Here is a 20,790-nt window from a genome sequence, read left to right on the forward strand (position 1 = left end):
GGAATTGGTATGAAGCGCGGGATCATTGCTTTGGGAATCGTTCTGGTACTCTTGGCCGGCTCCTATGCGGCTTGGCGTATTTGGCATCATGAGCAGGTTGGCGTACCCGTCGCTTATTCCAACCCGGTCTTTGCCCACGATGCGGCGGATCCGACCGTGCTAAAGGCAGATGACGGTTATTATTACGCGATCACCACGCAGACCAACTACGACGGAACCTTCGTCCCCTTGCCCATCTTGCGTTCCAAGGACTTGGTCCATTGGGAGAGGAAGGGGGCCGTATTCACGGTCGAGCAGGTTCCGTCTTGGGCGACGGCCGATTATATGTGGGCGCCTCATCTGACGTATTACAAAGGAAAGTACTACGTGTATTATTCGACCAAAGTGAACGACGGCGATCCGCTAAAGGGGATGGGGATCGGTGTCGCCGTCGCGGATCATCCTCTGGGACCTTACCGGGATCACGGCGGACCTGTCGTCTGGGGAACCGGATTCGAGAAGATCGATCCGTTCGTGTTGGACGATGATGACGGCAAGCGATATTTGTATTGGGGCTCCGACAAGCAGCCTATCTATGTCCAGCAGCTTGCCGATGACGGATTCGGCGTGGTCGGGGAGGAACAAGCCGTCATCTATCCGGGCGTGCAAAGCCGCGAGGCCTATGACGCTCTAGTAGAAGGCCCTTGGGTCGTGAAGCGGAACGGGTACTACTACATGTTCTACTCCGGAGATTATTGCTGCCTGGACAATAGCGGCAATACCGCCCATTACGCGGTGATGGCGGCGCGTTCCGAATCCCCGACCGGTCCGTTCGAAGCGTTTCCCGACAATCCCATCCTGGAAAAGAACGAGGCATTTCTGGCTCCGGGCCATAACGCCGTCATCCGGGACGATGCCGGCCTCGATTGGATGCTGTATCACGCTTACGATTTGCAAGACGTATCGACCTCCGGTCGTGTGCTGATGCTCGATCGCATTAGCTGGAAAGACGGATGGCCGGTCGTTCACGACGGCAGCGGGCCGAGTTCTACTCTGCAAGAGGATGGTCCGATCACGAGGAAGTAGTGATCGCTGGTGGGATTTAGGAAGATGCCGACTGAGGAGGAATAATCGTGATGAAGAAGAATCGATTATTGGCATTCTCGCTTGCGCTGTTCTTGCTGATGCAAATGTTCGTTGTCGGACCCGTTCATGCCGCTACGACGGGCTCGGTCGTCTACAGCAACGCTTCGGAGCCGGAGCCCTACTATGCCCGAGCGGTCAAGCTGGGCAACGGGGACGTGTTGGCGACTTTCACAAGAAAGTTTCCGGTGAATACCGGCTGGGCCGGCATGCAGCCATTCGACTTCTATCGAAGCTCCGATAACGGCCGAACCTGGACCTACCTCTCGCAGATCGACCCGAACAATTTCGGTTTAACCCGCGACAAACAAGCGATGACGACGCTTTATGTATTGCCGCAGCAAGTAGGCGGGTATCCGGCCGGCACCCTGCTGTTCGCTTCGACGGATTGGGATCCGGGCGCGACGTATACGATCCATATTTGGCGGAGCACGGACAACGGAGCCCATTGGCAGCTGCACAGCAATCTGGCTGCGCAGGGCGGTTCGGGAACGCACCATACGTGGGAGCCCGAATTCGCGGTTTCAAGCGACGGAAGGCTGGTCTGCTATTATTCGGATGAAAGGCAAGCCGGCTATAACCAGGCGATCGCGCGCGAAATCTCGAGCGACGGCGGCTTAACTTGGGGCAATTACAGCATCATCATCGGCGACAATACGAATGGGAGCGCGCGTCCGGGCATGCCCAGGGTCGTGCGTCATAAGAACGGTACGTATTATATGTTCTACGAGCATTTAGGGGCGAAGCCAGACTTCGCCGTCCGGTTCAAGACGTCGTCCGACGGCTTGAACTGGGGAACGCCGTCCTCGCTCGGCACCGTCGTAGGTACAGGCATTTACCGCGCGTCCCAAGCGCCGGAAGTCGCATATGTCGACGACGGCAGCGCGAACGGAAGATTTTACGTTCGGGGCATGACGGACGTCGTGCCGGATCACAACAAAATGTTCACGAGCGCGGACAACGGCGCGACCTGGACACTGGTCGATGCTCCGCTGACGGTTGCGGGAAGCAATCAAAATACGCCCGCCGCTTGGAGCGGCACACTTGTCCCGCTGGACAATTCCTTATTGCTTGAAGTCAATACCGTCAAAGTAGGCAGCCGCAACGAAATTCGCGCCAACGTCGCCCAAATGAACGGAGACGCGGCGCTCGTATCGGGAGCGACGTACAAGTTCGTCAACCAGAACAACGGGCTCGTGATCGATAATGCGGGCGGGGGTTCTCCTGCGGGAACGAGACTGATCGAATACAACGATCTCGGGCTGAACACGCAATGGTTTCTGACGGATTACCGGAGCAACGGCTTTTTCCGGGTCATGAACTTGAACAATAATCTCGTGTGGGACGATCCGGATGGCGTGAAGACGCCCGGCACGAAGATCAACCAATGGACCGACAATTACCTCGACACGCAGCGCTGGAAATTCGCTTACGCAGGCGGCGGCTACTACACGATCGCGAACGAGCACAGCGGACTGTTGGTCGACAACGCGGGAGGCGGTTCGCCGCCGGGAACGCAGCTGATCCAATATACGGCGAACGGTTTGGATACGCAGCGCTGGAGAGCCGTGCGTATCGACGTCGAGACGCCAGTCAACCAATTCGAAACGTATAACTTCCCGGGGAGCTTCATTCGCCATCAAGACGGTAGAGGGAAGACGAACGGAAGCCAGTACATCGCGGACGCGCAATGGAAGATCGTTCCGGGCCTCGCCAACGCATCGGCGATATCCATCGAATCGGTCAATTTTCCGGGACAATACTTGCGGCACAAGAACGGGGAAATATGGATGGAGGCGAACGACGGGACAACGTTGTTCAAGAACGACGCGACCTGGAAGCTTCGCACGGGATTCGCGAACGGCTTCGCGGCATCGTTCGAGTCCTACAATTTCCCTGGTCAATACATGAGACACATGAACGGGCTGTTGTACATCACTTCCATCAACAACGCTACGGATCAACAAGACGCCACGTTTTTCGTGAAATAAACGGTGTTCGCGCCATCACTTCCCTGACAGGTATGCTGTCAGGGAAGTGTTTGTATGATAGGAGCTTCCTGCTTGGAGGATTATGCTTTTTGATGAACATAGATTTGGATGCACTTGTATTGTTGCCGTGGTTGAAGGTATCGTTCTCCATGCCTATCATGAGTATTGCGGTAGGCTATTTGTGGATAAGAAGAGAGTTCAAACTCATAAAGTTTCTTAGAAAAAGTCGAATTGACATAGGCTTGTTACCTAAGTTAAGATATGAAAACGACACCACAATTATTTTATTGTGTTATGTGAAAACGTCACCATAATGAGGAGGGTTGGGAATGCAGACCAAAATTCATGCCGTATTGTTTGATCTGGATGGGACTATTCTCGATACGAATGAGCTTATCATACAGTCGTTTTTGAGCGCACTTGCGGGGGCGGTTCCGCCCGGATTCGGCCGCGAAATGATAATTCCGAGCATGGGACTACCGCTGGAGAAACAACTGAGGCTTTTCACCGGAAGGCAAAACGTGGAGGATTTAATCACTGCTTATTTTGATTTTAATTCGCAGCATCATAACCGGTTGATTCGTCTTTTTCCTTTTGTAAAGGAGGTGTTGGACGCTTTAAATCGAAGCGGAGTTCAACTTGGGGTCGTGACAACGAAGTGGAAATCGTCGACCACACGCAGCCTTACCTATTTGGGCATAATGGATCTGATGTCGGCGATCGTGACGTTGGATGATGTGCAGAATCCGAAGCCGCACCCGGAGCCAATCCGGATGGCGCTTAAACAATTAGGGGTGATGCCAGAGTCCGCCATAATGGTGGGCGATAGCGAGGCTGATATCGTCTCGGCGCGAGAGGCGGGCGTAGTACCGATAGGCGTCTCCTGGTCTCTCAAAGGCGAAGAACAGATGAAACGTTTCGGGGCGATACATGTCATTCATAATATGCGGGAACTGCTCAATATTGTAGGAGTGAATGGAGACTAGTGGGGAAGCGGCGGCGTCCTTACACGGCGCCACCGTTTCCGGGCAGATCAATGAAACGGGGGCAACCAATCTCCGTGCGCTTCGATCAACGCATCGCATAGCGCGACAGTATCGTCGATTGACAACTCGGCCGAAGTGTGCGGGTCCAACAGCGCAGCATGGTAAATATGCTCTTTCTTGCCCGTGCGAGCCGCTTCGATCGTCAACAGCTGGGTGTTGATGTTCGTTCGGTTCAGCGCAGCAAGCTGCGGTGGCAGATCACCTACGTAAGTCGGGGAAACGCCGTTTTGGTCGACCAGACAAGGAACCTCGACGCATGCTTCTTTCGGCAGATTCGTAATAAGTCCAGTATTCATGACGTTGCCGCCGATTTGAAACGGACGGCCCGTTTCCATTGCTTCCATGATGAAAGAGGCATATTCGTACGAACGGGTGTGCTGAATGTTGCGATTTTCGACGAGCTCCGTCCGCATCGTCTTCCAGCGATCAATTTGCCTGAGACACCGTCGGGGGTACTCGTCCAGCGGAATGCGGTATCGTTCGATCAACTCCGGATAGCTCCTCTTGATGAAGTAGGGATGATATTCGGCGTTATGCTCGGACGATTCCGTCACGTAATAGCCGAACCGCAGCATCAGCTCGAATCTGACTTTATCGTCGTGTTCTTCCAGTTGTTTTTGGGCAGCCAGTCGTTTAATTTCGGGGTATAAGTCGACGCCGTCCTTCGTCACTTCGAGCAACCACGCCATATGGTTAATGCCAGCGATTTTGCTCTGCACACCTTCGGCAGCTATGCCCAGCGTCCGGAACAAATCGCGGATGCATACTTGTACGCTGTGGCACAAACCGACCGTTCGGACGCCGCCATCGACGTTCATGACGTTGGTCAACACGGCCATCGGATTGCTGTAGTTGAAAAACCAAGCTTCTGGACAAACTTCCCGAATGTCCCGTGCGATGTCCATCAGAACGGGGATGGTGCGCAGACTGCGGAAAATGCCGCCGATCCCGACCGTGTCGGCGATCGTCTGGCGCAGTCCGAACCTCTTGGGAACCTCGAAATCCGTGATCGTGCAAGGATCGTAGCCTCCTACATTGATGGCATTAATGACGTACTTGGCTCCGCGCAGCGCCTCTTTTCGGTCGGCATAAGATGTGATTCGGCAGCCGCTGCTTGTGGTTGACTTCAAATTGTTTAACATGCTTTCTGAATCCCTTAGCCTTACCGGATCGATGTCGTGCAGAGCGAGCTCGAAGTCCTGAAGCGCATCCGTCAGCATGCAGTCACCCAGCACGTTTTTTGCAAAAACGGTGCTTCCGGCTCCGATAAAAGCAATTTTTGGCATCGTAAACCCTCCTCAATGATATTGCAATGTCAGTATAATTGGACGCATTTCAAAACTGCATGGTGAAATGCGTGATTTGGCTGGAAGAATGCGAGATGGTGCAAGGCGCCATTTAAGGAGGTCTTAAACCCAATATGAATCGGCCTTATTCGATATCTTTTCACCCTTGTCCGGGAAAAGGGGAGCTTGTCGTGCTGTTCTGTGGGAGCGAAAAAACTCTTCCAAGACATAATGTCGGGCCGCAAGTTCGCGATTATTATTTGATGCATCTTGTGTTGTCCGGCAAGGGACAATTCCTATGCATGGGGCAAAAATACGAGCTTAGGGAAGGGGAAAGCTTCTTCATATTTCCTGGAGAGCTGATCCGCTATATGGCGGACGAAAAGGATCCCTGGCACTACCGCTGGATCGGTTTTTACGGTGACGGCGCAGAAAGGATATTGGCAACGCTCCGTTTGTCGCCGCAGCAACCAATCGCCCGACCCAATAGTTCCAAGCGAGCTGCGGTGCTGCTGCGCAAGATCGAAAGGTCTTTATCGGTGGCTGAGCCCGGAATGGACCTCCATATCGGTGGGCTGATGCGGATGTTGCTTGCCCATTTTGCCATGGACGACGTGAATCCAGCGAAAGAAGAAATGGGCAGAACAAGCTTGATCGAGCAGCAGGTCGCTAGTACGATTAGGTGGCTGACCGTGCATTATTCTCAGCCGATCTCGATGGAACAAATTTCGCATTCCCTCGGCTACGATCGAACGTACTTGTCTAAAATGTTTAAACAACGCACCGGGATGCCTCCGACACGATTTTTAACGAAAATTCGTTTGGAACGAGCGAAAATATTGCTCAAGCAGCAGCGGCTAACTGTTGAGCAAATCGCTGCTTCGGTCGGAATTTCCGATCCGTTTTATTTTTCTAAGCAATTTAAAAAGTGGTATGGCGTTCCTCCCACCCAATATCGAAAGGAGTCAGCTATTCGATGAGCAAATCGACTCTCGGCGACTATGGTTATGAACGTTTTGCGGCGGAGTTGCCCACTATCGACATGGAGGAATTCGTGCCGGGAAGGGTTATCGCACAGCATAAGGGCGGTTACCGTATCGTAACCGAGTTTGGCGAATATATCGCCCAAGTGACCGGGAAATATCAATATGAACTCGGGGAACAAGGCGGTTATCCGGCGGTAGGCGATTTTGTGAAAGTACAAATACCAGAGTCCAACGATCGGGCGATGATCCACGGGCTTCTGCCACGCAAAACGATGTTTTACCGCAAAGATAATTGGAATAGTAGCGGCTTGCAAATTTTGGCCAGCAATTTTGATACCGTGTTCATTTGTATGTCGTTAAACAAAGATTTCAACCTTTCCCGGCTCGAGCGCTTTCTGATTATGGCAGAAGAAAGCCGGGCTGAACGGGCTATTGTGTTGACAAAGGCCGACTTGTGCGACGATGTAGAAGGCCGGGTAGCCATTTGCCGAGCAATCGCCGCTGATATCCCCGTCTACGCGGTTAGCTCGGCGCAAAGAAAAGGACTTGAATGGCTGCTGCCATATTTCGAAAAAGGAAAAACAGTGGTGGCTCTTGGTTCGTCTGGAGTTGGAAAATCAAGTCTGGTGAATGCACTATTCGGGGATCAAAGAATGGAAACCAGTGAAATTCGCGCGGACGACGATAAAGGCCGCCATACGACCGTGCATCGCGAGATCATCATACTGCCGAGCGGAGGCTTATATATGGACACTCCCGGCATCCGTGAGATAGGGCTTGTGGATGCCGCAGAATCGGTGGCGCATCGATTCGATGATGTAGAGCAGTTGCTTATCAGGTGCAAATATAAAGACTGTCAACATCGCCAAGAACCAGGATGTGCTGTGCAGGCAGCCATTCGGAGCGGTGAGTTGTCCAACGATAGGTTTAAAAAGTATTTGCAGTTCCAAAAGGAAGCGGCCTTCTCTGAAAGCAAATCAGGCTATTTGTTCGATAAATGGCAGCTCTCCAAGGCGCATTCACGGAACTTGAAGGAGATTCGAAAGCATAGCAGAAAACGAAAATGAACATTTTTGAGAGCTGTGTTTTTGTTTCTTATGTGTTTTTGTTTCTTATTGACACGACCTTGGCATTTCGATAATATGAAAACGTAATCACATAAATGCCATTAAATTATGTTATCGATATGTGAAAACGAATTCATACAAGGTGGATGATGAGTTTGCAAATCAAGGATATCGCCAAACAGGCCAACGTATCGCCGGCCACGGTTTCCCGGGTGCTGCACAATAGTGGCTACGTGTCAAAGGAAAAGAGGGAGCTAGTTCAAAAGGTGTTGGACGAGTTGAATTACGTGCCCAATAAAATCGCACGGGGGCTAAAAAACCAATCTACCGGTATGATCGGCCATATTTTACCCAGCCCGTATCCGAATCCATACATGGCGCGGATTTCACGCGGAGTGGACGAGGAAGCATACTCCCGCGGCACTCAGATCCTTACACTGTACAGCTACTCCGACGAGAAGCGAGAGTGGGAGTTTATTCAGGAGCTGAAAAGCCGTATGGTCGATGGCATTATTTTCACCAGCCCGGTGTCCCGAGAGAATGTGAAGAAGGCCATCGGCTTGGGCATCCCGGTTGTGATGGTGGAGCGGTCGATGAATCTGCAAGATGTTGACCGTATCCTGATCGATTACGTACCGGCTTCTTATAACGCGACTCGCAAAATTCTCGATGCCGGCCATAAAGACATCGGATATATTGGCAAGCAAACATCCGCAAGCTATGTGGAAAGTCAGCGGCATGAAGGTTATTTGCAGGCGATGAAGGATGCTGGAATCGAACCGAAGGACCAGTGGATCAAGTTCGCAAAAGATTACGATCCGATGTCCGGATACCATTTGATGAGGGAGTTGCTTGACGGAGAACACATGCCGACTGCAGTATTTATCGCCAGCGATATGTTCGCGGTCGGAGCGCTTCAGTTGCTGTATGAGCGGAAACTTCGCGTGCCCGACGACATCTCGATCGTCGGATTCGACAATACTTATGCAGATAAGCTATCACCACCATTGTCAACCGTATCGATTCCGATCGAAGAAATGGGTCGGGCGAGTGTGCAGATCATTATCGACCGGTGTAAAAATGTTGATGCTGCGTTTAAGACATTAACGATGAACGCTACCTTTGTCGACAGAGGCACGGTGAAACGAATTGGTATCTAAGAAAGGGGAAGAAGCATGAAAGCGTTCAAAGCGTCTTTATGGGACCGATACGCCGCCTATTGGTTCCTTCTACCGGCCCTGCTGTGTATCCTAGTGTTCATTGTTTACCCCAGTGTGCGCTCGGTATGGATGTCGTTTTTTAACATCGAGCTTCTTAACAACGCTGGGCAATTCATTGGATTTCGCAATTACACCGATTTTTTCCAAAACGGTTCTCTGATCAAATTAATCGGAAATACATTGTTCTTTTCCATCGTGTCCATTGCTGTCGCATGCCCGTTCTCGCTCTACATTTCGCATTTACTAAACAAACCATATTGGGGACGCGGTTTTTTTCGAACCTTGTTTTTAATCCCTTGGGTGACCCCGCCTGTCGTGGCGGCTTCGGTGTGGAAATTTATTTTAAGTGAGAACTTCAGTCCCATTAACGGATTACTGCTACAGCTGCACCTAATTAAGAAACCGATTTCATTTTTAGGCAATATCGAATGGGGATTTGGACCAGTCAATCTACCGATGTTATTTATGATTCTCGTAAACGTATGGAGCATATTTCCGTTTATGATGGTCATGTTTCTGGCTGCCATGCAAAACATTTCTTCCGACATCTACGAAGCGGCGACCGTCGATGGAGCAGGAAACAAGCGCAAATTTTTCGCGATTACAATCCCCCTCATTATGCCGGTCATGGGCATCACATTGCTTTTGCAAAGCATTTGGCAATTCAACGACTTCAACACTGGATTTCTGCTTACAAGGGGCGGTCCACTCGATATGACCAACCTGCTCGCGGTAAAGGTGTATAGCGAAGGCTTCCTAAATTTTAAATACAGCTCTGCGGCGACGATTAGCGTCATCATGTTCCTGATTGTGCTAATCCCGTCGATCGCGTACATCAAAACAACCGGCAAGGAGCAATTCGATTAATCAAATGACAATAGCAACGGGGGGGAGCACCATGAGAGTCAGTCACGGCTTTCCATCAACAAAATGGCAGCTTGTGAAGCATTACGCCATCCTGACTGCAGTAAGCGTCATCGTTCTGTTTCCGTTTTATTGGATGTTCGTCACTTCGGTCAAACCTCCGGAAGATATTTTGCGTACGCCTCCTAACTGGTGGCCGACTGCGATGGAGGTCGTGAACTACGTAAAAATCTGGACAACGATCCCTTTATTTATCTATTTGAAAAATTCACTTCTGTACGCAGCTCTGTCGACAGCGCTATGCGTCGTACTTTCCGGCTTTGCCGCATACAGTCTCAGCCGGTTCAGGTTTAAGTTGCGAAAACTCAGCATAATGGCTTTCTTGACTTCACAGCTCGTTCCAGGCACGCTAACGATTATCCCATTTTACTTCATGATGTACAACATGGGGCTAAATAACACCGTGATTGGCATCGTGCTCGCCTACAGCATTTGGGCTGTTCCGTTCTGCACACTTATGTTACGGGGGTACCTGGCATCGGCCATTCCTGTGTCGCTAGAGGAGAGCGCAACGATCGACGGCTGCAATAAACTGGGCATTTTTTTTCGAATCGCACTGCCAATTTCACTGCCAGGCATTGTGGCGACCGCTATCTTTTCGTTCATCCTTGCGTGGAACGAGTTCATGTGGGCTTCGATTATTTTGACAAAGTCCGGTTACAAGCCGCTATCCGTTGGGATGTACGATTATATCGGCAAAACAGGGGTCACGCCCGCCATTTCTTTGTACATGGCAACTGCTGTTATCGCAACTATTCCTTCCCTTATCGTTTTCGGTATTGCGCAAAAGCATTTGGTGAACGGTTTGACGGCTGGCGCCGTGAAAGGATAAATTCTTTTTTGTTAAGTATGAAAACGACACCACATCTAAAATCGCCGAGGGAAGGGAGGTGACGAAATCGGCAACGGACGGCGGTCGATAAACTTCGTCGATGTGGAGAATATACCTTTTGGGAGGTTAGAGAAAATGCGGAAAAACGGTAAAGCAGCGCTTTGTTTGGCAATTGTCCTCATCCTTTCGCTCGTTCTGTTCGGCTGCGGTTCGTCTTCGAAGGAAAATGCGGACATCAGCGGTAGCCCGAATAGCAGTGGCTCCGGAGGCGGCGGGGAAATTACAGTATGGATTCAGAAATACAGCGAAGACCCGGGCATCATGACCGAACTGATGGACGATTTGACGAAGAAATTCAAAGCCGAAACCGGCATCACGGCCAAGTACGAACTGGTCGACTGGGGACAGGCACTGACCAAGTACACACTGGCGAGTACGGGCGGAGATGCCCCCGACGTAGCCGATCTTTTTTTCCTCCAATCTTTCGTGAAGATAGGCGGAGAAAAGTTTGGTCCGTTGCAAATCAATGACGTGGCAAAGGATATCGGCGTAGATAAGTTCATTCCGGCTTCGTTATCGGACGTCAAGGTCGGCGACGACTTTTACGCCATTCCGTGGGGCTTCGATACTCGAGTCATGGTGTACAATACAGATCACTTTGCGGAGGCAGGGATCAAAGAGCCGCCGACGACATGGGATGAACTGCTTGCGGATGCGAAAAGGCTGACGAAGACGGACGCTGCCGGCAACATCACCCGCTCGGGCATGATTTGGGGCGTCGACAGCGGCCGGTTCGACCAGACGTGGGCAACTGTACTTGCCCAGGCTGGCGGGAAAATGTTCGATGATGCATATTCGAAAGCAACCTTCGACTCTCCCGAAGGCATGGAATCGCTGCAATTCATGCAGGACTCCGTTTACAAATACAAAGTGACGACCAAAAACGTGATTGATCCGAGCTACGATTCGTACAACGACTTCCTGTCGGGCAAAGCTTCCATCATGCTCGGGGCGACTTCCGTACTGAAGTCAATGCAGAAGGAACTGGCACCGCAGATGGAGGGCAAGTATCAAGCATCTGTCTTGCCGAGCAAATCCGGGCAAGGCCCTTCAAGTATCCACTCGGCGCAGATGGTATCGGTCATGAAGTCATCCAAAAACATTGAAGCGGCCAAAAAATGGATTAAGTTTTTTACGTCCAAGGAGGCTCAGCTCGAAGTTTCGAAGAAGCTGGCGATGCTGAATTCCAACCTTGAAGTGATGGCGGATCCCTACTTTACCGATGACCCTTGGCTTAGCGCGTTCGTGGAGCAGAGCAAGCGCACGACGCTGCTGGATCAGCCGATCCCGAGCTGGAGCCAAATCAGCGCATTTCCGAGCGGCCCGATCGGGCGTATGACGACCAATATAATGGCCGGACGGTCCGTAAAGGACGAAGTCCAAACAGCCTTCAAAAGCGTGCAGACGATACTTGCCAGCAATAAATAAACAAAAGGGTGCCTGTTCGCCGGCAGCCACTCAAGCGTCAGGCTCCGGTGAACAAGCAGCCCGGATGGAGGGCAATCATGAAGATTTTTGAATATACGGCTCCGAAGACGTTGATCGTGAAAGAGATCCAAGACATCGGGGAAATCGGCGAACAGGATGTGCGGATTGAAACGATCATTTCCGGTATCAGCCATGGCACGGAAATGAACATTTATCGTGGGGTGGCTCCATTTTTTAACCGGAAATTCGATCCCGCTACGAGGCTGTTCGTTCCGGCGGGACAGACGGAAGTGTGGACGTATCCCGTCAAAAGTTCTGATCCGGGCGTATGGTATATGGGGTACGCAAACGTAGGTAAAATTACCGAAATCGGACGACAGGTCAAAAATTTGCAACCGGGGGATATCGTGTACTCCCATTCCCCGCATCAGTCGCAAGTCATCCGACGGGGCGAAGACGTTGTGCGGTTGCCGAATTCGGTAAAACCAGAATCCGGCATTTTCTTTAACCTGCTCATGACGGCTTATAACGGCATTCTGGATTCAGAAATCAAATTGGGAGACACAGTCGTAGTCTCCGGCTTGGGTGTGCTCGGACAGCTTGTGGCTCAACTGGCGAAGTTGTCTGGTGCCGGACAGGTCATCGGCATCGATCTGCACGATAGCCGGCTTAACGCTGCCTTGGAAAACGGCATTGATGCCGTGTTCAACGCTACACACCGGCAGGATACCGCCTATGAGATTAGACAGCGGACACGCAACAAGGGTGCTGACGTAGTCATAGAGGTAACCGGCAATCATAGAGCGCTGAACGAGGCTATTCGAATCGCTGCACCTGATACGACGGTGACAGCGCTTGGCTGGTACCAGGGACCCGGTACTGCGCTAGAATTGTCCGAGGAGTTCCACCATAACCGGATCCGGATCCGTTCCTCGCACACCGCGCGCACGAGTCCGTCTATCAACCATATGTGGAACAGCGAGCGGAAACGAGATCAAGGCTTGGAATTGCTCGAAAAGCTTCGTTTGGAAAACCTAATTACTCATAAAATACGTTTCGATGATATCGCGCTGGCATACGAGACGATCGATCAACGTCCGGAAACGGTCATTCAAATCGCGTTGACTTATTGAACATTATTTATTTGGAAAAGGACAGGTGTTTTCATGAAGTATTCCGTTTGCATCGATGATGTTTTCGCTAAACGGTCCATAGAGGAAAGCATGCAGCAGGTGAAAGAAGCCGGGCTCGACACGATTGAATTTTGGGCATGGTGGAACAAAGACTGGAACGAGATTATCGCGCTCAAGAACAAGTTCGGAATCCGCATCTTGGCGTTTTGTACCCGCTTTATTAGTCTGGTAGACGCTACCAAGAGAGAGCAGTATGTAGAAGGATTACGGGAAACGATTGAAGTAGCCCGGAGGCTGGATTGTCAAAGCTTGATTACGCAGGTCGGAGACGAGATTCCGGGAGTTCCGAGAGAGGCGCAGCATAAGAGTTTGGTCGACGGCTTGAAGGCGTGTCTGCCTTATCTGGAACAGGCGGGGATTTCCATATGGATCGAGCCGATTAACCGGAAGGTGACGTTCCCGAATTATTACCTTTACAGTGCGGAGGAAGCATTCCGGATCGTCGAGGAAGTTGGAAGTCCATATGTCAAAGTATTATACGATATTTATCATCAGCAGATTACGGAGGGCAATCTGCTAGCAGCGATGCTGCCCAACCTAGACAAAATTGGCCATATTCACGCCGCGGGAGTACCCGGCCATCATGAACTGGATAAGAGCGAGATCGACTATGGCTATATATTCGATGCTATCATGAAAGCCGGTTATGAAGGTTGGTTCGGACTGGAATATAGGCCCTTGGACAATCCTGTCGAAGGGCTGCGAAGATGGTTGAACCGGGAAACGATAAGCGGCCAATAAATCGCAAATGAACGTTCAGCGGTTTTTGTTGAAAGGCGTTTTCTGGGGGTTTTACGGCATACAGGGAATCACTCTAACGTATTTGCCGCTGTATTTCGCCCACCGGGGTTACGGAGCGGCGCAAATCGGACTGATGATGATGGCGGGGCCGTTCGCGGCAGTGCTAGCTCAGCCGGTTTGGGGGTATATGAGCGATAAGTTTGGCCGAATTCGAACGCTTATTTTGCTGTTATGGTTGCTGACGGCAACTTCCAGCTACTTTTTGTTTACGACCGAAGGTTACGGATACGGCTTCCTGTTCACCCTGATGCTTCATTTTTTCATGATTCCCGCGACTCCCCTGCTGGACAGCATGGCGATACATTACGCGAAACAGTGGGGAGAAGCGTACGGTCCTATACGAATGTGGGGATCGGCCGGCGTCGTCTGTTTTTCTTTGCTGACCGGCGCGGTGCTGGCATGGGCGGGCGGCATCGGGCAATTTCCGCGCTTGTTTTGGATTTCCTGGCTGCCGCCGCTACTGTTCCTCGCTTTTTTGAAGGAAATCCGTGTAGTCTCGCCCCTACGTCCTTCTACCGGGATTGGGATTCGGCTAGCTGTTGGGAAGCAATTCGCGCTGTTTCTGTTCATGGTCGTGCTGCTGGCGATTCCGCACCGCATGAACGATGCGATGCTCGGCATTTATTTGCACGATCTAGGAGCTGGTGGCCGCACGATCGGATGGGCGGCGGCGGCAGCCAGTTGTTCGGAAATGATTACGTTTGGCTTTTTGGCCCGATATTTGCGCAATCGGAACGAGCTGACTCTGATGGGCTTTGTAGCCATTCTGTATGGAGTAAGATGGGGACTGTATGCAATTTTTCCTCACGTTTCAACCATAATCAGTCTGCAATGGACTCATGCCATTACTTTTGCAGCTTTCTGGCTGTTGGCTGTTCAATATGCAACACGAGTTGTGCCTGCTGAATTCGGGACGCTTGGTCAATCCTTACTGTCTGCCGCTTTCCTCGGAATTGCAGGGCTTGTGGGTGGTGCGGCGGGAGGGCGGATTTACGAGATGGGCGGCGGCCAAGCTATGTACGGGTCTGGTGCTGTCCTCGCTTTCGCCGCCGCAGCCTCGTTTTTGGCGGTTCGATTGATAGAAAAACAAAAAAGGAGCGGTACGAAATGAAAACGAAAGTGGCGTTACTTGGTACCGGATTTATTGCGGACATCCATATGGAATCTTACGATCGTTTCGTTCCCGAAGCCGAAATTGTCGCAGTTTTTTCCCGGAATATGGCCAATGCAGAGGCATTCGCCATGAAGCATGGCATCCCTGCTTGGTACACGGATCTAAACAAATTGCTCGAAGAAACTGATTGTGAAGTTGTGGACATATGCTTGCCCAATTTTCTGCACGCCGAAGCGGCGATTAAAGCGGCGAATGCCGGCAAGCACGTTATCGTAGAAAAGCCGCTGGCTGTCACCTTAGAAGAAGCTGACGAAATGATCGCGGCCAGCAGGCGGAATGGCCGACTGCTGATGTACGCCGAAGAGCTGGCCTTCGCTCCGAAATTTGAGAGGGTGCGTTCCCTAGTTCAGGAGGGCGCAATTGGCGATATCTATATGATGCGAAAATGCGAGAAACATTCGGGTCCACACAGCGGCTGGTTTTGGGACATTGACCTAGCCGGTGGTGGGGTGCTGATGGATTTGGGCTGCCACGCGATCGCCTGGTTTCGCTGGATGCTTGGTGGCAATCCGGACATCAGAAGCGTCTATGCGACCATGTCCACCGTGCTGCATGGGGACAAAACCCGGGCGGAAGACAACTCGATCGTCATCATCGAATTCGGCGAAGGCGTGACATGCATATCGGACGACAGTTGGGCCAAGCATGGTGGTATGGAGGATAAAATCGAAGTGTACGGCAAAGAAGGAGTTTGTTATGCTGATTTGTTTATGGGCAATTCAGCGCTGACCTACAGCAAAAACGGTTACGGTTATGCGATGGAAAAGGCGGACACGACCCAGGGCTGGACATTTACAATTCACGAGGAAGTATTCAACCAAGGTTATCCTCATGAGTTGAAGCATTTCATCGACTGCGTACGCAATGGTGGACAGCCTAAAGTTACAGGTGAAGACGGCCGCGCCGTATTGGAAGTCATTTATGCAGCCTACGAATCCGCCCGGACCGGCCGGAAAGTGATGCTGCCGTTCGCGCCGAAAGTAAATAAACCGATCGATCTGTGGCTTGGGAACAATGAAGAGGAGGTTACGATTTGAAATCATTTGAGCAGTTGTCACATAGGGTGCAAATCAACAAATTACGGAAGCTGGCACAGGAGGTAGCAAAGCGCTATCCCGTGGAACCAGAATCGATATCTTTGTTGCAGTATGAGGATAATGCTGTGTTTAAATTGACCGAAACCGGTGGAGAATCATACATTTTACGAATCAGCGCTCCCGACGGTTATTCGGAAGTCGAGCAGATGTCAGAGATCACGTGGCTGAACGCATTAAATCGGGAAACCGATGTTATTGTTCCGCAGCCTGTTGCAACGAGCGACGGTCAACCGCTTGTCATCGTTTCCGATAGCCGGTGGGGGGTTAAGCCACGCGTGTGCGTTTTGTTCCGATGGATTCCGGGCTCGTTGCCAAACAAAAAGTTAACGCCGACACTTGTAGAGCAGATGGGGCAGGTGACCGCGAAGCTTCATAATCATGCGGAGAGCTTTGCGCCTGCTGGCAAATTTGTTCGACCTGACTGGGGCTGGGAGCGTTTGTTCGGGGCCGATTCCGTGTTCGCTAGCGACAAGGCGGGACGGCATCTGACTTCCGACGAAACGGACATTTTCGCGCAAGCCGGCGATCGCATTCGAGATGCCCTTAAGAATCAGGGAAAAGATCGGTCTCGGTACGGGCTTATTCACTCCGATCTTCACCGGGGAAATGTGCTTGTGCATGAGGGTAGTGTGCGGGTGATCGATTTCGATGATTGCGGGTGGAGCTACTATTTACTCGACGTGGCCACGATGCTGTCGTCCCTTTACCGTATGCTGCAAAACGATCTGCCCAAATATTCAACACTCAAGGAAGCTTATTTGAAGGGTTACACGTCGGTACGTGCATTACCGCCGGACTGGGACGAATCGCTCGGCGTTTTCCTCGTCATGAGGGATATGGTCATTGTCAATTTCATTCTGAGTTCCGAAAACGAGCAAGTGATGAGCTGGGGGATCGACCGGGTGAAGGGAATCATCCCTCAGGTAGGGGCGTTCCTGAAACACGGCCGATACGTCGGCCACGAGATTTATGCCTGAAGGGACGCAGCCGCTTCGGTTGCGAAAGTTATTCCTGTTCTACATTCCGCTTGCTCTGTCCGCCAGCATGATGACGCTGTCGCACGTCATCATCAACAGCACACTGTCCCGTTCGATCGCGCCAGCGGCAGCCATCGCAAGCTATGCGATTGCGATGAGCCTGCTCGATATCATCGAAGGGCCGGTGCTGTTGTTTAGGCAAACGTGCTCTGCGCTCGTACGTGACCGCTTATCATTCAAGGCAATGTCGCAAATCGCGGTATACGTGCTGGCTGCAACCTTGATCGCCGGTACGCTAATCGGCTTTACTCAGCTGGGCACGTGGATATTCATTTACGGATTCGGAATCGAGGAGCATCTGCTGAAGCCGGTTGTTTCTGTGTTTAGGCTGCTCATATTAGTCGCCTTTTTCTCGGGAGTGCGCTGTCTTTACCATGGCGTGATCATTACGAACCTGCGAACGAAGTGGCTCACTTTCGGCATGATCATCCGCCTGGCCGCGATGTACGGACTGTCGTTATATTTCATCCGAACGGGACAGGTGACGGCGGTTGCCGGGGCTATCATCTTCCTGACGGGCATGGCGGTGGAGAGTGTCGTCGCCCTGACGGAGGGGATACGAATCGTCCGCCGACTACCTCGGAAACGTGAAGAGCATCCGGTGGAAAACAGGCGTCAGGTGTTCCGGTTTTATCGGCCACTCATGTTTTCCTCTTTCATCGCCGTCGTCATTCTGCCGTCGATTAATCTAATTCTGGGGAAAACGACAAACTTGGAGCTCTCAATTGCCTCGTTCGCCGTCGCCTATAGCCTCATCATGCTTGTAAACAGCTTTTTCTCGTACATTCATCAGATTGTCTTGCAATTTTACCGACTGAACAGGCGTAAGGTGTTTCGGTTCGTTGCTTTGCTGACACCGATGCCCTGTCTGTTGATTGCCGTTCTTTCTTTTACAGACATGGGAACCTGGGTCATGACTTCGCTGATGGGAATCCAGGATCAGCTACTGAATGAAAGCATTAAGGTACTACGAGTCTACTTGATTTTGGCACTCGTTTTTCCCTGGCTCGACTTTTGCAACGGGCTGCTACTTCTGAACAATAACACCCGATACATGGTTGTTTCGCAAACTGCAAACGTTGTGATGACAGTTGCAACTTTGATCGTTTGCATCGGGATCGTGCCACATTGGAACGGGATGATCGGAGCAATAGCGCAATCACTTGGTGTGGCCGCCGAGCTTAGTTCAGCTATTCTACTCATTCGGCTAAATCGAAAGGTGGTAAGAGGATCGCCGCAAATACGACAACGCATGTAGACAAATTGATCTGAAAGGAATGATCGGCTTGCCTGAAACAATAGTTGGAGTTGGCGATCTTACCGTGGATATCATGCTCCCCCAAGTAGATCGTTTTCCCGAGTGGGGACAGGAGACGATTATTTCCGAGCCCTGGAGAAAACTTGGCGGAAATATCGGAAATATGGCAATCGGTATCGCCGCTCTAAAAGGGAAATTTATCTTTCATTGCATGATTGGCGAGGATGAAGAAGGCCGGTTTATCCGAAAGCAGATTGTGAAAAATAATCTGCTTTCGGACGGATTAATCATTCAGAAAGAGGACGGGGGAGGGACAAGCCAAACATATGCCTGCATCCGAAAAGACGGGGAGCGCTTGTTTCTGACTTACCCGGGAGTGCTGGAACTAATGGAAGTATTGATAATGAATTATCCATTGCCTCCGGGGAAAATTGTATTTTTATCAGGTTGGTGCCTGCCGCCACGGGTCCGAAAATCAATCATAATCGAAAAGATTAAATCGTGGCAACACGAAGGGCGCTGGGTCGCCGTTGATCTGATATGGTCTGATGAAAGTTGGCGGTTAAAAAACGACGTGATCGAAGTAATAAGATGCTGCAACGCCATTTTCATGAATGAAGACGAATTATTGGCGATCACTGGTGAGGGAAATGTCGTCGAAGGCGTTAATTTGCTTAAAAAATTCATGGTATCTGAAGGCAAAGGCCAATCCGACCCTTTGATCATAATAAAACAAGGGAAGAGAGGAGCAGTTGCCTTTTCGAATGAAGACTTGCAGAGCGTCACTGCACTCCCTGTTGAAACGGAAAGTACAGTAGGAGCAGGCGATCTCTTTAATGCCGCATTTCTTCATGCACTATGGAACAAAGGCTATCCGGTACTGAAGTGTCTGCAGTTTGCTTGCACTTTTGCTGGGTTATCTATCGATAAAAGTTCTCCTGGATTGCCAGGGGAAAGGGAAGTTGAGCAGTTCTTGAAGGCGACGTCAAGCAATGAAACAGCCTAAGTTTTTCCTATAACAAGTGCTGGAGGAGGGAGAGATTGAGAATATATGTATCTAACGCTGAAGGAATTGCTAAAGCTGCGTCGCATAGTCTGATTGCGCAAATAGACAAGAAACCTGATTCGGTGCTCGGCTTAGCGACAGGGACTTCGCCAATCATGCTTTATAATGAAATAGTGAAGGAATATTTAGAAGGTAATGTAAATTTCAAGCGGATTACTTCATTCAACCTGGACGAATATGTAGGACTGTCTGGTGATCATGAACAAAGTTACCGCAAGTTTATGGAAAAGCATTTCTTTAATAGAATTAATATCGAGATTAGTAACACTCACATTCCGAACGGGGAGGCGGAGAATCCGGACGAGGAGTGCGAGCGATATGAAGAACTTATTCGCAAAGCTGGCGGCATTGATTGGCAATTGCTTGGCATTGGACTGAATGGACATATCGGATTTAATGAACCAGGGGATAGTCTCATAGCTGTAACACATATGGTTCGCCTGAAGGAAGAAACCAGGTCTGCTAATGCAAAACACTTCAACTCCCGAGAGGAAGTGCCTACTCATGCCATGACAGTAGGCATGGCTAGCATTTTAAAAGCCAAGAAAATTATTGTGATCGCAATGGGGAGAGAAAAAGCCCATATAGTACAACAAACCATAATGGGTCCAATCACGACCAAACTACCAGCATCGTTTTTGCAGATTCATCCTGATGTGACGTTTTTTTTGGATACCGAATCCGCAATGCTACTTCCAAGAAGATTGGTGATTGCTTGATTCATAGTTGTTTGAGCCGACTGCCGATCTGCTTCAGTTGCACCAGGAATACAAAAGCAACTGCCCCCAGGCCAATACGGCAGAATTCCGGCTGCTAGCCCGAAAGGAATGGAACGCGCAGCATAAATACGCGTGAAGAATATCTCACCGCGTAAAATGCGACTCGAGCCATAGAGAGAACTCGGTCGATGCCGTATGACAAGAGCATGTACCGATTAAGGCCCACCTAAATTGCGTTGCGGGTTTTTCATTTTATCGGCATCTCAGTGTCAAGATCGTTCGAGTCCTAATTTCCGGGACAATACATGAGACACATGAACGGACTGTTGTACATCACTTCCATCAACAACGCTACGGATCAGCAAGACGCCACATTTTTCGTGAAATAAAAGGTTCGCATCAAGTAAAGGAGCCGACCCTCCGGGCATTCATATGCCAGAGGGTCGGCTCTCCCTATTTTAATCGCAATTCGGGGTTATAGGA

Annotated in this window: 18 protein-coding genes and 1 pseudogene; 18 read left to right on the forward strand and 1 reads right to left on the reverse strand. The window is 50.6% G+C overall.

Translation table 11 applies throughout. The features are described 5' to 3' along the window. Nucleotides 1-9: 9 nt before the first annotated feature. From LKX83_RS04450 to LKX83_RS04460, 3 genes are all read left to right on the forward strand, one after another. Complete coding sequence (locus LKX83_RS04450) at nucleotides 10-1,065, forward strand: glycoside hydrolase family 43 protein (RefSeq protein WP_227880955.1); 1,056 nt, start codon at nucleotides 10-12, stop codon at nucleotides 1,063-1,065. A gap of 50 nt (nucleotides 1,066-1,115) precedes the next feature. Beyond that, nucleotides 1,116-3,113: an AbfB domain-containing protein gene (locus tag LKX83_RS04455; RefSeq protein WP_227880956.1), complete on the forward strand. Its 1,998-nt coding sequence runs from the start codon at nucleotides 1,116-1,118 to the stop codon at nucleotides 3,111-3,113. A 329-nt stretch (nucleotides 3,114-3,442) separates the two neighbouring features. Next, nucleotides 3,443-4,099, forward strand: coding sequence for an HAD-IA family hydrolase (locus LKX83_RS04460; RefSeq protein WP_227880957.1), 657 nt, complete (start codon nucleotides 3,443-3,445; stop codon nucleotides 4,097-4,099). A 47-nt stretch (nucleotides 4,100-4,146) separates the two neighbouring features. On the opposite strand, the gene melA is transcribed toward LKX83_RS04460, so the two are convergent. Further along, nucleotides 4,147-5,445 carry an alpha-glucosidase/alpha-galactosidase gene (gene melA, locus LKX83_RS04465; RefSeq protein ID WP_227880958.1) on the reverse strand — a complete coding sequence of 433 codons (1,299 nt, stop codon included), beginning with the start codon at nucleotides 5,443-5,445 and terminating at the stop codon, nucleotides 4,147-4,149. A gap of 134 nt (nucleotides 5,446-5,579) precedes the next feature. Between melA and LKX83_RS04470 the strand changes: the two genes are divergently transcribed. The 15 genes and pseudogenes from LKX83_RS04470 to LKX83_RS34235 form a co-directional block, all read left to right on the forward strand. Further along, nucleotides 5,580-6,425: an AraC family transcriptional regulator gene (locus tag LKX83_RS04470; protein ID WP_227880959.1), complete on the forward strand. Its 846-nt coding sequence runs from the start codon at nucleotides 5,580-5,582 to the stop codon at nucleotides 6,423-6,425. After that, the gene (rsgA, locus tag LKX83_RS04475) at nucleotides 6,422-7,498 is read left to right on the forward strand and encodes a ribosome small subunit-dependent GTPase A (protein WP_227880960.1); all 1,077 of its coding nucleotides are present in this window, start codon (nucleotides 6,422-6,424) and stop codon (nucleotides 7,496-7,498) included. Before LKX83_RS04470 ends, rsgA begins: the two co-directional genes overlap by 4 nt. Nucleotides 7,499-7,653: 155 nt before the next feature. Beyond that, nucleotides 7,654-8,658, forward strand: a complete 1,005-nt coding sequence (locus tag LKX83_RS04480) for a LacI family DNA-binding transcriptional regulator (protein WP_227880961.1) — start codon at nucleotides 7,654-7,656, stop codon at nucleotides 8,656-8,658. A 15-nt stretch (nucleotides 8,659-8,673) separates the two neighbouring features. Next, nucleotides 8,674-9,585 (forward strand): carbohydrate ABC transporter permease, encoded by a 912-nt coding sequence (locus LKX83_RS04485; protein WP_227880962.1) that lies wholly within the window; start codon nucleotides 8,674-8,676, stop codon nucleotides 9,583-9,585. A gap of 31 nt (nucleotides 9,586-9,616) precedes the next feature. Continuing rightward, nucleotides 9,617-10,474: a carbohydrate ABC transporter permease gene (locus tag LKX83_RS04490; protein ID WP_227880963.1), complete on the forward strand. Its 858-nt coding sequence runs from the start codon at nucleotides 9,617-9,619 to the stop codon at nucleotides 10,472-10,474. Nucleotides 10,475-10,609: 135 nt separating this feature from the next. Further along, on the forward strand, nucleotides 10,610-11,962 hold the full coding sequence (locus LKX83_RS04495) for an extracellular solute-binding protein (RefSeq protein ID WP_227880964.1): 1,353 nt from the start codon (nucleotides 10,610-10,612) through the stop codon (nucleotides 11,960-11,962). 77 nt (nucleotides 11,963-12,039) lie between these two features. After that, the gene (locus tag LKX83_RS04500) at nucleotides 12,040-13,095 is read left to right on the forward strand and encodes a zinc-dependent alcohol dehydrogenase (RefSeq protein ID WP_227880965.1); all 1,056 of its coding nucleotides are present in this window, start codon (nucleotides 12,040-12,042) and stop codon (nucleotides 13,093-13,095) included. Between the two features lie 33 nt (nucleotides 13,096-13,128). After that, nucleotides 13,129-13,896 (forward strand): TIM barrel protein, encoded by a 768-nt coding sequence (locus LKX83_RS04505; protein ID WP_227880966.1) that lies wholly within the window; start codon nucleotides 13,129-13,131, stop codon nucleotides 13,894-13,896. Nucleotides 13,897-13,903: 7 nt separating this feature from the next. Next, nucleotides 13,904-15,067 carry an MFS transporter gene (locus tag LKX83_RS04510; RefSeq protein WP_227880967.1) on the forward strand — a complete coding sequence of 388 codons (1,164 nt, stop codon included), beginning with the start codon at nucleotides 13,904-13,906 and terminating at the stop codon, nucleotides 15,065-15,067. Beyond that, on the forward strand, nucleotides 15,064-16,167 hold the full coding sequence (locus LKX83_RS04515) for a Gfo/Idh/MocA family protein (protein WP_227880968.1): 1,104 nt from the start codon (nucleotides 15,064-15,066) through the stop codon (nucleotides 16,165-16,167). Before LKX83_RS04510 ends, LKX83_RS04515 begins: the two co-directional genes overlap by 4 nt. Next, on the forward strand, nucleotides 16,164-17,204 hold the full coding sequence (locus tag LKX83_RS04520) for a phosphotransferase enzyme family protein (RefSeq protein WP_227880969.1): 1,041 nt from the start codon (nucleotides 16,164-16,166) through the stop codon (nucleotides 17,202-17,204). Before LKX83_RS04515 ends, LKX83_RS04520 begins: the two co-directional genes overlap by 4 nt. 19 nt (nucleotides 17,205-17,223) lie before the next feature. Beyond that, the gene (locus LKX83_RS04525; RefSeq protein ID WP_227880970.1) at nucleotides 17,224-18,522 is read left to right on the forward strand and encodes a multi antimicrobial extrusion protein MatE; all 1,299 of its coding nucleotides are present in this window, start codon (nucleotides 17,224-17,226) and stop codon (nucleotides 18,520-18,522) included. Nucleotides 18,523-18,550: 28 nt separating this feature from the next. Further along, nucleotides 18,551-19,528, forward strand: a complete 978-nt coding sequence (locus LKX83_RS04530) for a carbohydrate kinase family protein (RefSeq protein WP_227880971.1) — start codon at nucleotides 18,551-18,553, stop codon at nucleotides 19,526-19,528. A gap of 35 nt (nucleotides 19,529-19,563) precedes the next feature. Continuing rightward, complete coding sequence (gene nagB / locus LKX83_RS04535; RefSeq protein ID WP_227880972.1) at nucleotides 19,564-20,307, forward strand: glucosamine-6-phosphate deaminase; 744 nt, start codon at nucleotides 19,564-19,566, stop codon at nucleotides 20,305-20,307. Nucleotides 20,308-20,609: 302 nt separating this feature from the next. Then, nucleotides 20,610-20,696: pseudogene (locus LKX83_RS34235) on the forward strand (hypothetical protein); the annotation flags it as partial. Nucleotides 20,697-20,790: the final 94 nt, after the last annotated feature.

This window comes from Cohnella baijiui (assembly GCF_020731285.1).
Taxonomy (GTDB): Bacteria; Bacillota; Bacilli; order Paenibacillales; family Paenibacillaceae; genus Cohnella.

Excerpts from the sequence above, each read along its gene's own strand:
- LKX83_RS04450 (WP_227880955.1), top strand. The coding sequence starts at position 10 with ATGAAGCGCGGGATCATTGCTTTGGGAATCGTTCTGGTACTCTTGGCC.
- LKX83_RS04455 (WP_227880956.1), top strand. The coding sequence starts at position 1,116 with ATGAAGAAGAATCGATTATTGGCATTCTCGCTTGCGCTGTTCTTGCTG.
- LKX83_RS04460 (WP_227880957.1), top strand. The coding sequence starts at position 3,443 with ATGCAGACCAAAATTCATGCCGTATTGTTTGATCTGGATGGGACTATT.
- melA (WP_227880958.1), bottom strand. The coding sequence starts at position 5,445 with ATGCCAAAAATTGCTTTTATCGGAGCCGGAAGCACCGTTTTTGCAAAA.
- LKX83_RS04470 (WP_227880959.1), top strand. The coding sequence starts at position 5,580 with ATGAATCGGCCTTATTCGATATCTTTTCACCCTTGTCCGGGAAAAGGG.
- rsgA (WP_227880960.1), top strand. The coding sequence starts at position 6,422 with ATGAGCAAATCGACTCTCGGCGACTATGGTTATGAACGTTTTGCGGCG.
- LKX83_RS04485 (WP_227880962.1), top strand. The coding sequence starts at position 8,674 with ATGAAAGCGTTCAAAGCGTCTTTATGGGACCGATACGCCGCCTATTGG.
- LKX83_RS04490 (WP_227880963.1), top strand. The coding sequence starts at position 9,617 with ATGAGAGTCAGTCACGGCTTTCCATCAACAAAATGGCAGCTTGTGAAG.
- LKX83_RS04495 (WP_227880964.1), top strand. The coding sequence starts at position 10,610 with ATGCGGAAAAACGGTAAAGCAGCGCTTTGTTTGGCAATTGTCCTCATC.
- LKX83_RS04500 (WP_227880965.1), top strand. The coding sequence starts at position 12,040 with ATGAAGATTTTTGAATATACGGCTCCGAAGACGTTGATCGTGAAAGAG.
- LKX83_RS04505 (WP_227880966.1), top strand. The coding sequence starts at position 13,129 with ATGAAGTATTCCGTTTGCATCGATGATGTTTTCGCTAAACGGTCCATA.
- LKX83_RS04510 (WP_227880967.1), top strand. The coding sequence starts at position 13,904 with ATGAACGTTCAGCGGTTTTTGTTGAAAGGCGTTTTCTGGGGGTTTTAC.
- LKX83_RS04515 (WP_227880968.1), top strand. The coding sequence starts at position 15,064 with ATGAAAACGAAAGTGGCGTTACTTGGTACCGGATTTATTGCGGACATC.